This is a genomic window from Akkermansia sp. NBRC 115031, from assembly GCF_030268505.1.
In the GTDB taxonomy this organism is placed as follows: Bacteria; Verrucomicrobiota; Verrucomicrobiia; order Verrucomicrobiales; family Akkermansiaceae; genus Akkermansia; species Akkermansia massiliensis.
This window is the reverse complement of the sequence record NZ_BSQU01000008.1, coordinates 76,738-90,757: the sequence shown is the minus strand read 5'-3', so window position 1 is coordinate 90,757 and position 14,020 is coordinate 76,738. Positions and strand designations below refer to the sequence as shown.

Here is a 14,020-nt window from a genome sequence, read left to right as displayed (position 1 = left end):
CCCGAACAAGACATATTTTATGAGCAATTGGATTACAGACAACAAGCCCGCCGCCATGGTGGCGGGCGTGGGGCTTCTCTTATTCCTGGGGTTATCCGTAACTGGGTACATCGTCAATTCCAAACGCAGCGAGCTGGACAAGAAAATCAGCGTCGCCTCCAAGGAGATCAAATCCGCCAACGCCGCTGAAATCACGCCGAGCCGCGCATCCAATGAGGAGCTGGAAAAGGAACTGAACCGCTATGCTAAGGCGGTCACCAGCCTGGAAACGGCATACAAGCCCTTCCTTGCTTCCTCCGCGCTGGTTCCCACCACGCCCACGGCATTCCAGAATGAACTGAAAACGTTCAGGGACGCCCTGATCGCCTCCTGCAAGAAAAAGAACATCCTGATCACGGACACTTCCTCCTGGCTTGGCTTCCAGGTTTACAGCACCCAGGCTCCGTCCGTGCAGGCGGCCTCCACGCTGGGCTTTGAATTGAAGGCCGTCAACAGCCTCGTCAACAAGCTGACGGACTGCGGACTGTCCAAATTCATCAAGGTGTACCGTCCCCAGCTCCCCATTGAAAATCCGGCGAACAATCCGGAAGAGGACGCTGACGAGCCCAACCAGGCACCCTGGACTCCCATGCCCCTGGAAATCGCCTTCCAGGGCAACCGGGAAAGCGTGCTGAAAGCCATGAACGCTATTACGGACTCCCAGGATTACCTGTTCACGGTTAATTCCATCCGGATCCGCAACGAGCGTATGATGCCTCCCCCCATCGCCAATCCGGCAGCGGCCAAACCTGCCGCCGCCCAGCCCGCTGCGGGAGCGGCATCCCTGACGCCGGCTGATGAAGCGGCTGCGCCCGCAGCACCGGCCATCCAGCAACTCATCAAACCTTACATGGGCAAGGAGCAAATCTTTGTCCAGGTCTCCCTCAACCTGGTCCACTTCAACCAGCCCAAGGCACAGGAACCGTCTGAAGATTAATTACGGCAACCAACCGCAGCAAATACTTTCAACATGTCTGAAAAACAAAACTACGACAAAATCCTGCTGGCCTCCGGCATCGTCCTGGGCCTGGGGGTAGCCGTCTATGGTACGGTGACCCTTCTGGGACTGAATGACAAGTACAAGTTCACCACGCAGGTTTCGGAAAAGGCGATTGAACCTCCTCCCGGCATCAAGAAAGCCGCGGAAGTCAATCAGGAGCTTTCCGCCTCCCATGAGCTCAAGCCCATTGCGCAGGAAACGCAGCAGTACGTGGGCTTCGTAGCTCCCAATCTCTGGATCAAGGAAGGGGGAATGGAACCCTTTGACATTATTTCAGGACCTCCCATCCACGGCAACATCCCGAACAAATGGTTCCTGGACAACGGTCTGGAAAATGAGTTCGTTTACTCGGACGTCCTCACCCGGGACCCTGACAACGACGGATTCACCGTACAGGAGGAATATGAGGCTAAAACGCATCCCAATGATCCGAACAGCCACCCACCCCTCGTCAACAAGCTCTTTGTGGACGAAATCAAGCAGTTCGGCTTTTACCTGGCCTTCACGCAGTCGGACGGCAATGACTTCACCTTCAAGGGCATGAACCGCGCCAGGCAGGAGCTTTGGAGAAACATTGTCCAGCCCAACGGCAAGTTCGGCACCCGCAAGAACACGAAAGACGAACCCAGGTTCGAGCTTGTCAGCGTCGCCAGCAAGGAATTCAAGAACCCCAGCCTGGACATGGTGGAAACGGACGAGGAAGCCGTCGTCAAGGATTTAAAGCCGACCAAAAACGGCCAAACCTACACCATCAGGCGCGGCACAAAATACGTCATTCCAATCATTGATAAGAAAGTAAACCTTACTATCGCCGCCGGCCCCGAACGGGATACCAGCTTTGAAGTGGAGGAAGGCGCCGACTTCCAGATCCCGGGAGACACCAAACAGACCTATACGCTGAAAACCGTTGATAATGCTACGCAGACCGTAACCATTGCCAACAAAACCACTGGAGAACAAACAACACTGAGCAAGAAAAAATAGACCCGGATTTAAACTTTTCTGAAAAAAAAGCTTCACAAATCCGAAAAACATGTAAAAAGAAGAACCTAACTATGGACCACGCACCACTTTATCAACCGAAGCGTTCCCTGATCGCGCTGATGGCCATTGCTGCCTCCTGCCCGTTTGCGCAGGCTGGTGATGGCGGCGCCGTCGGAACCTCCAGTGCCTTGGGATCGTCCTACGCCGGACCGGGCAGTTACTACCAGTCCGATGCAGCGCGCATAGCCATGGCCCGCCGCGAAGCGCAGACCCAGGAAGCCATGCAGCTCCTTGCAGAAGGCCGCAACCTGTACCGCGAAGGCAAGTACAAGGAAGCCCTGGACAAATACAATGCCGCTTACAACATGCTGCCCTCCGCGCCGATCAACGACCAGCGCAAGGAAGCCATCGCCAACCACATTGGCGACGCCAGCATCGCCGTTGCTCAGGAATACATCAAAGTGGGCCGCTATGACGAAGCCGACAAGCTTCTCCAGGACGCCATCAAGCTCAATCCCCGGAGCGCCAAGCTTGCCAAGCAGACGCTCGAATACATGAAGGACCCGATTCGCACGAATCCGGCGCTTACACCCGAACACGTCAAGAACGTGGAAAAGGTGAACACCCTCCTTCACATGGCCTATGGTTACTATGACCTCGGCGACTACGACAAAGCCATCGCCGAATTCAACAAGGTTCTTTCCATTGACCCGTACAACGTGGCAGCCCGCCGCGGACAGGAAACGGTCAACCGCCGCAGAATGGCCTATTATGCGGCCGCCTACGACGAGACCCGCAGCACCATGCTTGCGGAAGTAGACAAAATGTGGGAACGCCCCATTCCGATGGAAGTCCCGACGGGAGCCGACGGAGCGGACAACGCCCCGATCACGGATGTCAACGGCGCCACGGCCAACCTGATGAAGCTCAAGAGCATCATCATCCCCTCCGTCTCCTTTGAAGACACCACCGTGGAAGACGCCATCGACTACCTGCGCAAGAAGTCCATCGAACTGGACCGTACGGTAGGCCCGAACGGCGAACGCGGCATCAACTTTGTTATCAACGACTCCCAGCCCGCAGCCGTTACTCCGACAGCTCCCGCAGCTGACGACGGCGGCTTCGGCGAGGAATCAACGGACGTCACGGAAGTCGCTCCGGTTGCCGCTCCGCAGGAAAGCATCCGCACCCGCAAGATCGGCCAGCTCAAGCTGACCAACGTTCCCATGCTGGAAGTGCTCCGCTTCATCTGCAGCAACGCCGGCCTGCGCCAGAAGGTGGAAGACTATGCCGTCACCATCCTTCCTGCCGGCGGCAATGACGTGGATCTCTACCAGCGCACCTTCTCCGTGCCTCCGGGCTTCCAGTCCGCTCTCCGCACCACCGTCGGCGACGGCGGCGGCGACGTCAGCGAAGACCCCTTCGGCGGCGGCGGTGAAAGCTCCTCCGGCCTCAAGCCCATGCCCTCCATCCGCAGCCTGCTGCAAAAGAGCGGCATCAGCTTCCCGGAAGGCGCCACGGCATTCCTTGTCAACGGCAACTCCTCCCTGGTCGTTCGCAACACCTCCGGCAACCTGGACCTGATCGAACAGCTCATTGAAAACACCCGCGGCGAATCCCAGCAGGTGCGCATCATGACCAAGTTCGTGGAAGTGACCCAGGAAAACACGGAAGAACTCGGCTTTGACTGGATCGTTACTCCGTTCTCCGTCAGCAACGACCGCAGCACCTTCCTGGGCGGCGGCACGAACTACGGCACCGGCCTCGTTCCCGATGACTTCACCCAGTCCCCTGGCGGCGTAAGCGGCTGGCCCGTGAACAACAACAGCACCAATACGGACGGCAACGGCCTGATCAACGGCCTCGCCACCGGCGGCAACCGCACGGGCGACTACGCCATTGCCAAGAACTCCGTGGACAACCTGCTGAACAGCACCAACCGCACTGAAGCCACCAAGAAGAATCCGGCTCCCGGCATCATGTCCCTGACGGGCATCTATGACGAAGGCGCCTTCCAGATGCTGATGCGCGGCCTGTCCCAGAAGAAGGGTTCCGACGTTCTCACCGCTCCCAGCGTGACCGCCAAGTCCGGTGAAACCGCCAAGATTGAAATCATCCGCGAATTCTGGTACCCCACCGAATACGAACCCCCGGAACTTCCCAACAACGTAAGCAGCTGGGGCGGCGGCAACTACAATAACCGGAACAACGTTCTGGATGACCTTGTAGGCACCGAAAACCAGGCCCAGGTCACCAGCTTCCCCGTCACTCCCGCCACTCCCGGCGTGTTTGAAATGAAGCCCGTCGGCGTGACCCTGGAAGTTGTGCCCACCATTGGTGACAACAAGTACATCATTGACCTCAACTTCAAGCCCAGCATCGTGGAATTTGAAGGCTTCGTGAACTACGGCAGCCCGATCCAGTCCACCGGCGTTGGTTCCGACGGCAAGCCGATGTCCCTGACTCTGACGGAAAACCGCATTGAGCAGCCCATCTTCTCCAAGCGTTCCGTTGAAACGTCCCTGTTCATCTACGACGGCCACACCGTGGCAATCGGTGGTTTGATCACGGAAAACGTGCAGACGGTGGAAGACAAGGTGCCGATCTTCGGTGACCTGCCTCTCATCGGACGCTTCTTCCGCAGCAACTCCGACAACCACATCAAGAAGAATCTGATGATCTTCGTGACGGGACAGATCATTGACGCCACGGGCCAGCCCGTACGCGGCAACGCCCTTCCCACCGCGGCTGCTCCGGAAAGCGCACTGCCTGCTTCCGAAGGCCTGCTGCCTCCCATGTAGGCGGCGTGCATAACGTCCATATTGGAGCGGGTGAAAGGGTGAACCTTTCACCCGCTCTTTATGTCCCATACATACCCGGTTTTTCCCTTCCCTCATGAAGACGCTGATCGTGACCGGCGGAATCGCCACCGGAAAGTCCACCGCCATCCGCCTGCTGATGGAGAAGGGGGGGCCGCGCCTGCGCCTTTTTGACTGTGATGCAGAGGCAGGCAGGCTGCTGGACGGCGGCAGGCTTAGGGAGAGGCTCTCCCGCGCCTTCGGACCCGCCAGCGTGGATGAAGACGGCCGCGCGGACAGGAACTTCCTGCGGGAGCTTGTCTTCCGGAATCCGGAAAGCCGCAGGACGCTGGAAGGAATCATTCACCCCCTGCTGCACCAAGAATGTCTTGCGCAAATGCGGGCGGCACGTCAGAATGCGGCGGTAGCCGGGTTTGTCATTGACGTGCCCCTGTTTTTTGAAACATCGGCGCGCTACCACCAGGATGCCGTGTGCGTGGTGGCCGTTTCCCGGGAAACGCAGAAGACCCGCCTGGCTCTCAGGAACGGATTCCGTGAGGACATGATTGAAGCCATTCTGGCGGCCCAGCGTCCTATCATGGAAAAAGTGGCCGCGGCCGATTTCGTCCTCTGGAACGAAGGACCGCCGGACCTGCTCCGCCAGCAAATCCAAAGACTCTACCAACATTTTTTTCATGACTGAAGAACTCGACAACAAGCCCCTCCCCTCCGGAGAGGATCCGCAGGCGGCTCCCCCCAAGCCCCTTCCCGCACCGGAAGGGATTTCTGAGGAACATCCGGCTGCCGCTCCGGAGGAAAACGCAGGGGATACGGCCTGCGCTCCGGCAGTCCCGGCCCGGGCGGAGGAAGCCGCCGCTCCCGTTCCGGAACAGATTGACATCAATGAACTGCGGGAACGCCCCCTGAACGATCTTCAGGAGATGGCGGAAAGCCTCCCTATCCGGAACGCGGCCTCCCTCACCAAGTCCCAACTGATTTTTGAGCTGGGAAAGCAGCTTCTGGCAAAGGGCCATGAAGTAGTCGTCTCCGGAGTCATGGAACAGGCCAAGGACAATTACGCCATGCTGAGGGATCCGGTCAAAAGCTTCCGCACCTCTCCGGATGATATTTACCTGGGCGGCAACCTCATCAAGCCCCTGCACCTCCGCGTAGGCCAGCAGATCAAGGTCAGGCTGCGCAAGCTGCGTCCCCATGACAAGTACCTTTCCGCCTCTTCCGTCATCAGCGTGGAAGGCATCCCCGCAGAAGAGTACCGGGCGCGCAGTGACTTTGAACGCCTCACCCCCCTCTTCCCGAAGGAACGCCTCCTTCTGGAAAACAAGGAGGTCAATTCCGCCGCCATGCGCGTGCTGGACCTCATGACCCCCTTCGGCAAAGGCCAGCGCGGCCTGATCGTGGCGCCCCCGCGCGGCGGCAAAACCGTTCTTCTGAAAACAATCGCCCGTTCCATCAGGGCCAATTATCCGGAAGTGGAATTGATCGTGCTGCTGCTGGACGAACGCCCGGAGGAAGTAACGGATTTTGAAGAAACCGTGGATGCTCCGGTGTACGCCTCCACCTTTGACGAGCCTTCCCGCCGCCACGCCCAGGTTTCCGACCTGGTCATTGAGAGAGCCAAGCGGCTGGTGGAAATGGGCAAGGACGTCGTCATCCTGCTGGACTCCCTTACCCGGCTGGCCCGCGGCTACAACGCCAACCAGACGGGGGGACGCATCATGTCCGGCGGCCTGGGTTCCAATGCGCTGGAAAAACCGCGCAAGTTCTTTTCCGCCGCGCGCAACGTGGAGGAAGGCGGCAGCCTGACCATCATCGCCACGTGCCTGGTGGATACGGAGTCCAGAATGGATGAAGTGATTTTTGAAGAATTCAAGGGAACGGGCAATTTGGAAATCCGGCTGGACAGGGAGCTTTCCGAACGGCGCATTTATCCGGCCATCTCCCTTTCCCAGAGCGGCACCCGCAATGACGACAGGCTGTACAACGAACAGGAGTTCGTCAAGATCATGCAGCTTCGCCGCCAGCTCGCCATGAAGCCGGGCTGGGAAGGCCTCCAGGCCCTCCTGCAAAATATCTCCAAGACACAGAACAATGCGGAACTCCTGCTGACAGGGTTGCGTTAAGGTTCACCTCCCTTTTTCCGTCTTTACCGCCTCCGTTCCCTCGCCGGGACGGAGGTTTTTTATGGAGATGTTCCCCGTCATTTCCGGATTCCGCGGCAATATCATGGACATCATGGACATCATGGACATCATGGATAGCATGGATAGCATGTTTGCCGGGAGCCGCTCCGCCCGGAACAAGGGGGTGGAGTGAACGGATTCTCCTCCGTCACGCGTCCAGTTTTACCCGGAAAATACGCATGGAGTTGCCCACCGCAAGCAGGCAGACGCCTACATCCGCCATGACGGCGGCCCACATACCGGCCAGCCCCAGAATACCCAGCACCATCACCAGCAGTTTGACGCCCAGGATGAGAACAATGTTCTGCACGATAATGCGCTCCGTCGCCCGTGACAGAACCATCCCCTGCGGAACGGCAACGGGGTCTCCTTTCATCACCACCACGTCCGCAGCCTGGAGAGCCGTATCAGACCCTACGCCGCCCATGGCTATGCCGATGTCCGCGGCAGCCAGGGAAGGAGCGTCATTCATGCCGTCCCCCACAAAGGCGAGCAGGCCTTCTTCCGGCTTCAGCCGGCGCACGTGCTCCAGCTTGCCGGCCGGCATCAGCCCGCTGAACACCTCGTCCAGCCCCAGCTTGCGCCCCACCTCCGCACCGGCGGAGGAGGAATCCCCCGTCAGCATCACCAGGTTGGAAACGCCCAGCCCCCTCAATTCCCGCACCGCCTGTTCCGCCCCCGGCTTGATCCGGTCAGACAGACGCAAACGTCCCAGCGGAACGCCGTCCAGAGCCACGTAAATGGTTACGCCGCGATCCTCTTCCTCCCCTGCCTCTACTCCCGCCTCCTGGAGAAAAGCCTTTTTCCCCACCAGCACAGCCTTCCCTTCCACACGGGCGGAAACGCCGCCCCCCGTTACTTCCACCAGCTCCGCCACACGGTCCGGGAACAGGCTGCCTTCATACGCCTTTACGATGGAACGCCCCAGCGGGTGGGAGGCGGAGCTTTCCGCGTGCGCCGCCCAGTACAGCAGTTCCTCCGGCGTTACTCCGTCACGTGGAAGCACTTCATCCACGGAAAAGACGCCCTCCGTCAAGGTTCCGGTCTTGTCAAACACCACCGTCTTCACTTTCCGCAGGGCATCCAGGTAGTTGCTCCCTTTCAGCAGAATTCCCTGCCGCGCCGCCCGCCCTATCCCGGCAAAGAAGCCCAGCGGGATGGACAGCACCAGCGCACAGGGGCAGGAGATCACCAGCAGCACCAGCGCGCGGAACAGGCCGTCCGTCCAGCTTCCGCCCGTGACGAAGGGATAAAGCAGGAACACCAGAACGGCAATGGAGATCACCAGCGGCGTATAGATGCGTGAAAACGTGGACAGCCTTCCTTCCAGGGGGGATTTATGGCCGGAAGCGGCTTCCACCAGTTCCTGGACCCTCGCCAGGGCGGAATGCCGCCAGTCCCGGTCCGTGCGCACCTCCAGCACGCCCTGTCCGTTGATGTACCCGGCCAGCACGGTGCTTCCGGCCCCGGCCTCCACCGGAAGGGATTCACCGGTCATGGCGGAGGTATCCAGGACGGAATTCCCTTCCGTCACCGTGCCGTCCAGCGGGACACGCTCTCCGGGGCGCACTTCAATCACGGAACCGGGCCGGACCTCCGCGGGAGGAACGTCACGGACAGTGCCGCCCTCCCTCACATGGACGGATTCAGGCCTCAGGTTCATCAGTTCGCTCACGGACCGGCGGGAACTGCCCACCGCGCGCTCCTGGAGATATTCTCCCACGCGGTAGAAAAGCATCACCCCGACGGCTTCGGAATAATCCCCCAGGAACATCGCTCCCAGGGAGGCAATGCTCATCAGGAAATTTTCATCCATGGCACGCCCGTGCCTCAACCCCAAAAAAGCCGCCTTCAATACATCCCAGCCTATCAGCAGGTAGGCCGCCGCATATGCAGCCATGCCGCTCCAGGAATCGCTTCCCATCACCAGGGCGGCGACAAACAGGGCGATGCCCAGCACGGCGGGAACGGGCCTGATGGCGTCTCCAGAGCCGCAGCAGCTTCCTGAACAGCACCCTCCGGCGCAGCAGGAAGCTCCTTGTGAAAAATGTTCGTGGGAATGTTCCATACTCATGACCTGTTCCGCTTGTACGCCTGCGTCTACGCTATGGCAAGTCCTATGTTAGTTCAATCTAACAAAGAGCTTTTGCTACTTCTTCTTTCTTAAAACGTTCCAGAACTCCCTGCCCCAGGAATTCGTCCATCGCCATGGCGCCGGCGCCCAGCAGCCCCGCTTCCGCGCCAAATCTGGCGGGCAGGATTTTCAGCTCCTCCATGTGCATGGGGAACAATTGCTCCCTGAGGTTCTTCAGCAGGGGCTTCATGAGCAGGTCTCCGGCCTTGGCTACCCCCCCGCCAATGATGAAGGCGTCCGGCACCAGCGTGTACATCAGGTTCATGATGAGACAGGCCAGCATTTCCGCCGTGTCCTCCCATAGCTGAAGGGCGATGGGACAGCCCGCGCGGGCGGCTTCGTCCAGGTCCCTGGGCGTGCATTCGTTCACGGTTTTGACGATTCCCGCCCCGGCATACCGTTTGACCGCCTCCGCCGCCAGTTCGTTGTTGCCGATGTATTCTTCAATGGCTCCCCGGTTGCCGAACGGGCCGGGCTTGCCCTGGTAATGAATGCTCGTCTGGCCCAGCTCCCCGGTAGAAAGCCGTTTCCCCCGGAGGATGCGGTCATTCACCACAATGCCGCCGCCAATGCCCGTCCCCATGGTCAGGCACACCAGGCTGGACATGCCGCGACCGGCGCCCAGCTTCCATTCCGCATACGCCATGCAGTTGGCGTCATTGTCCAGCACGACGGGGAGGCCCAGCGCCTGCTCCATCAGCTCCTTCACCGGAACTTCATGGTCCCATACCCGGACATTGGTAAGCTGGTAAAGAGTCCCCCTGTAGTAATCGCACCATCCCGGCATCCCCATGCCCATCACGCAGGCGGACGGGAATTGTCCGCGCAGGTTCAGGGCCGCCGCAATCATGGCCTCAATAATCGCCTGGGGACTTTCAAACATGGCGGTGGGGATGCGGTCCGCCGTCGCCAGAATACGGTCCCCCGCCGTCACGCCCATTTTGATGCTCGTACCGCCGAAGTCCACGGCCAATGCGCAGGGTTCTGAAAAGCTCATGGTTCATACTTATGCCACGCACCCCTTGGAATCAACGCAAAAACGCATTCACACCCATCCCTTTCCGCGGCATGCCGAACTTCTTGTATAAAATACAATAAATATCCTCCAGAAAGGGCTTGCCAGGGATGCGCCGTCCAGTCCATGATAGGCGCCGTGATGATGGAAATGCCCGGTTCGGACGAATGGTTCATGCGCCAAGCCATGAAAGAATCCAGAAAAGCCCTGGTGAAGGGGGAGGTGCCCATCGGGGCCATCGTGGTGAAAGACGGCCGCGTGATCAGCCGGGGCTGGAACCAGGTGGAGACCTTGAAGGACGCCACGGCCCATGCGGAGATGATCGCCCTGACGGCAGCCCAGGAGGCTCTGGGCGACTGGCGGCTGGAAGGCTGCACCCTGTACGTCACCAAGGAACCGTGCCCCATGTGCGCGGGGGCCATCGTCCACTGCCGCCCGGACAGGGTGGTCTTCGGCTGTCCGGACGCCAGGACCGGAGCCGCGGGAGGCTGGATCAACCTGCTGGATTCCAACCCTCCCCTCAACCACAAGTGCGAGGTGCGTCCCGGCGTTCTGGGGGACGAATGCCTGCACCACCTCCAGGAATTTTTCCGTGCGGCGCGGCTGGCGGCCAAAGAACGGAAGAAGCTGTCTGCGGATTCCTCCGCAGCCCCGGATGAAAACGGTGAGGACAGCCCTGAATAAAACACTTTGCATTTGCCAAAGCGGCGGAGTCACGGCAAGCTAGCGGAGCTATGGAACGCCGGAACGACAATGAGACTGCGGAAGGGATGGAACGCAAGCCGTCCTGGATCAAGGTGCGCCTGCCCAACGGCCGGGAATTCTGGGACGTCAAGCAGCTTGTGGAAGGCAAGCACCTGTTCACCGTCTGTGAAGAAGCCCACTGCCCCAACCGCTACGAATGCTGGAACCAGGGCACGGCCACTTTCATGATCGCCGGGGAGCGGTGCACGCGCGCCTGCGCCTATTGCGCCGTAAAAACCGCCAAGCCCTTTCCGCTGGACCCGGAGGAGCCGCAGCACGTGGCGGACGCCGTCGTGCACATGAAGCTGCGCCACGCCGTCATTACCATGGTCACCCGGGACGACCTTCCGGACGGAGCCGCCGCCCACTTCGCCCAAGTAATCCGGGCCGTCAGAAAAGCCAGTCCCTCCACCATCATTGAGGTGCTGGCCTCGGACCTGAATGAGAAGCCCTCCTCCATCCGGACGCTGATGGCGGCACGTCCCCACATCTTCGGCCACAATCTGGAAACGGTGGAACGCCTGACGCCCATCGTGCGCTTCCGCGCCCAGTACCAGCGCTCCCTGCGCGTCCTCCGGATGGCGCTGGACTGCGTAGACGGCAAGGTTTCCACCAAAAGCGGCATCATGCTGGGCCTGGGAGAGACGGAAGACGAGCTTTTCCGGTCCATGGACGACCTGCTGGAGCACGGCGTCACGGTGCTGACTCTGGGGCAGTACCTGCGCCCCTCCCGCAACCACCTGCCGGTGGTCAAATACATTCATCCGGACGACTTCGTCCGTTATGAGGAGGTCGCGCGAGCCAAGGGCTTCAGGCACGTGGCGTCCGGGCCGCTGGTCCGCAGCTCCTACCATGCCGCCAATTTCACCCCGGAAGCGGACGTGCTGGAGGCCATTAACGAAGATTTGAGAAAGGCCGGCGAACTTTAGAATAAATCTTGATATATTAACCCTTCCCTTTTACCATACAGGCAATTCCACGTCATTGAGAATCTCATGAGCAAAACACGTTCCTTCATCACGGCCGGGGCCATTCTGGGTGGCACGGTCATCGTGACGGCGGCAGTCGCGCCCCTGTTCCTGCCGAACCAGAATATCAAGCCCCTGACATCCGCCCAGGCGGCGGAAATCACCGCACATACCATGAACTCCAAGTGTGCGGACTGCCATAAGCCCGGCACCCACATTTCCGAATTGGTGAACACCCTTTCCGGCGGCCTGCTGGCGCGCCACATCCGGGACGGACAGCGCAGCTACAACATGGATGAACCGCCCACTGCCGTGACCCTTTCCAAACTGGAACACGTGCTCCAGATCAATTCCATGCCACCCACCTCCTACACCATGGTGCACTGGGGCAGCACGCTCACCCTTCCGGAAAAAGCAGCCATGCTCCAGTGGGTCAAGGATGAACGCCTGAAAATCTTCGGCGACATGGTGGGCAAGGAGTACGCCATCACCGCCATCTCCCCCATTCCAGACGCCCTTCCCACGGATCCGGCCAAGGTGGCCCTGGGCTACAAGCTGTTCCATGACGTGCGCCTCTCCACGGACAATACCGTTTCCTGCGCCTCCTGCCACTCCCTGGAGAAGGCCGGCACGGACAACCTGGCCACCTCCACCGGAGTCCGCGGCCAGAAGGGCGGCATCAACGCCCCCACCGTCTTCAACGCCGCTTTCCACACCAAGCAGTTCTGGGACGGACGCGCCGCCAGCCTCCAGGAACAGGCGGGCGGACCTCCCCTGAACCCGGTGGAAATGGGTTACGAACATCCGGACGACTGGAACCAGATCGCCGCCAAGCTGAACCAGGACACCGCGTTTGCCGCGGAATTCAGGAAGGTTTATCCCCAGGGCTTCAACGGAGAAACCATCACAAACGCCATCGCGGAATATGAAAAGACCCTCATCACGCCGAACAGCCCGTTCGACCGTTATTTGAAGGGTGATGAAAACGCCATCAGCGAGAATGCCAAGAAGGGCTACAGGCTCTTCCTCAAGCTCGGTTGCCAGACCTGCCACACCGGCCCCGCCATGGGCGGCCAGTCCTTTGAATACGCCGACCTCAAGGGAGACTTCTTTGCCGGACGCGCCAAGACCAATGACGACAACGGCCTGATGAACTTTTCCAAGAAGGAATCAGACAGGCACAGGTTCCGCGTTCCCACCCTCCGCAACGTGGAGCTTACCTGGCCGTACATGCATGACGCCTCCGCCCAGACGCTGGAGGAAGCCATCACCAAGATGTACCACTACCAGCTCGGCTACGACAAATTGGACAAGAAGGAGGTGAGCCTGCTGGTGGCCTTCCTGAAAACCCTGACCGGGGAATACAACGGCAAGCCCGTCCAGGGCGAAGTCTGCCCCGCCTCCTGAGCCAGAGGAAAGCATTTTTTCCAGCCGCGCCATGAACCTTCATGGCGCGGCTTTTTTGTATTCCCCCTTCCGGCTTATTGCCGGAAAACCCCCGTTTCCGGCTTTTCCTCCGCGTCATACTTAGATTAAACTAATGGGTAAATGATTCATGATGAATAATTTTTATCCAAATTGAAAACACAGGCGCATAATATCATTGACTTACTAGTTTGATGAAACTAACTTTCTCCCGGATTTGATTCATACACACACCATGCCACTCTCCATGCTCAACATCGGCGATATTCGCCAGGTTAACAAAATTCATGGCAGGGATGAAACCCGGCGTTTTCTGGAAAGCCTGGGCTTCGTTGCCGGCAGCACAGTTTCCATCGTTTCTGAAAACGGCGGAAACTTCATCGTCAATGTCAAGGGGTCCCGGATAGCTCTCAGCAAGGCTCTTGCGTGCAAGATATTCGTGGCCTGAACCTTCTCATCCAACAATCAGCCATCATTCTATGACCAAACACCGTACATTAAGAGACGCCCTGATCGGGGAAACCGTCACCGTCGGGAAACTGGCGGGGGAAGGCCCGGTCAGAAGGCGCATCATGGACATGGGAGTCACCAAGGGAACGCAGATTTTCATCCGCAAAGTCGCCCCCCTGGGAGATCCCATTGAAGTTACTGTCCGCGGCTACGAACTCTCCATCCGCAAATCGGAAGCCGAGAACATCCATATCCATTGATT

Annotated in this window: 13 protein-coding genes; 11 read left to right on the top strand and 2 right to left on the bottom strand. The window is 59.3% G+C overall.

Annotated elements, in window-relative coordinates; all coding sequences use genetic code 11:
- The first annotated feature begins 19 nt into the window (after positions 1–19).
- The 6 genes from QSJ36_RS11295 (at position 20) to QSJ36_RS11270 (ending at position 7,155) form a co-directional block, all read left to right on the top strand.
- Entirely contained in the window at positions 20–976 is a 957-nt protein-coding gene (locus tag QSJ36_RS11295; RefSeq protein WP_022398192.1) for an Amuc_1100 family pilus-like protein, read from the top strand.
- A gap of 33 nt (positions 977–1,009) precedes the next feature.
- A complete protein-coding gene (locus tag QSJ36_RS11290) occupies positions 1,010–2,023 on the top strand; it encodes an Amuc_1099 family pilus-like system protein (RefSeq protein WP_022398193.1) in 1,014 nt (337 codons plus the stop codon).
- A 71-nt stretch (positions 2,024–2,094) separates the two neighbouring features.
- Positions 2,095–4,824 (top strand): Amuc_1098 family type IV pilus outer membrane protein, encoded by a 2,730-nt coding sequence (locus tag QSJ36_RS11285; protein ID WP_102721220.1) that lies wholly within the window; start codon positions 2,095–2,097, stop codon positions 4,822–4,824.
- A gap of 94 nt (positions 4,825–4,918) precedes the next feature.
- Positions 4,919–5,524, top strand: coding sequence for a dephospho-CoA kinase (coaE, locus tag QSJ36_RS11280; protein WP_102726534.1), 606 nt, complete (start codon positions 4,919–4,921; stop codon positions 5,522–5,524).
- Positions 5,517–6,962, top strand: a complete 1,446-nt coding sequence (rho, locus tag QSJ36_RS11275; RefSeq protein WP_022398196.1) for a transcription termination factor Rho — start codon at positions 5,517–5,519, stop codon at positions 6,960–6,962. The genes coaE and rho overlap by 8 nt, the downstream gene beginning before the upstream one ends.
- A 61-nt stretch (positions 6,963–7,023) precedes the next feature.
- On the top strand, positions 7,024–7,155 hold the full coding sequence (locus tag QSJ36_RS11270; RefSeq protein WP_285468686.1) for a hypothetical protein: 132 nt from the start codon (positions 7,024–7,026) through the stop codon (positions 7,153–7,155).
- A gap of 15 nt (positions 7,156–7,170) precedes the next feature.
- Here QSJ36_RS11270 and QSJ36_RS11265 read toward each other — a convergent pair whose 3' ends face one another.
- The gene (locus QSJ36_RS11265; protein ID WP_285468685.1) at positions 7,171–9,096 is read right to left on the bottom strand and encodes a heavy metal translocating P-type ATPase; all 1,926 of its coding nucleotides are present in this window, start codon (positions 9,094–9,096) and stop codon (positions 7,171–7,173) included.
- A 58-nt stretch (positions 9,097–9,154) separates the two neighbouring features.
- Complete coding sequence (locus QSJ36_RS11260) at positions 9,155–10,153, bottom strand: ROK family protein (RefSeq protein WP_022398199.1); 999 nt, start codon at positions 10,151–10,153, stop codon at positions 9,155–9,157.
- 144 nt (positions 10,154–10,297) lie between these two features.
- Here QSJ36_RS11260 and tadA point away from each other — a divergent pair, with 144 nt between their 5' ends.
- From tadA to QSJ36_RS11235, 5 genes are all read left to right on the top strand, one after another.
- Positions 10,298–10,855, top strand: coding sequence for a tRNA adenosine(34) deaminase TadA (gene tadA, locus QSJ36_RS11255; protein WP_285468684.1), 558 nt, complete (start codon positions 10,298–10,300; stop codon positions 10,853–10,855).
- 50 nt (positions 10,856–10,905) lie between these two features.
- Complete coding sequence (gene lipA / locus QSJ36_RS11250) at positions 10,906–11,844, top strand: lipoyl synthase (protein ID WP_102726537.1); 939 nt, start codon at positions 10,906–10,908, stop codon at positions 11,842–11,844.
- Positions 11,845–11,910: 66 nt separating this feature from the next.
- The gene (locus QSJ36_RS11245) at positions 11,911–13,290 is read left to right on the top strand and encodes a cytochrome c peroxidase (RefSeq protein WP_022398202.1); all 1,380 of its coding nucleotides are present in this window, start codon (positions 11,911–11,913) and stop codon (positions 13,288–13,290) included.
- A 253-nt stretch (positions 13,291–13,543) separates the two neighbouring features.
- Complete coding sequence (locus QSJ36_RS11240) at positions 13,544–13,756, top strand: FeoA family protein (RefSeq protein ID WP_022398203.1); 213 nt, start codon at positions 13,544–13,546, stop codon at positions 13,754–13,756.
- Positions 13,757–13,787: 31 nt separating this feature from the next.
- Entirely contained in the window at positions 13,788–14,018 is a 231-nt protein-coding gene (locus tag QSJ36_RS11235) for a ferrous iron transport protein A (RefSeq protein ID WP_012420130.1), read from the top strand.
- Positions 14,019–14,020: the final 2 nt, after the last annotated feature.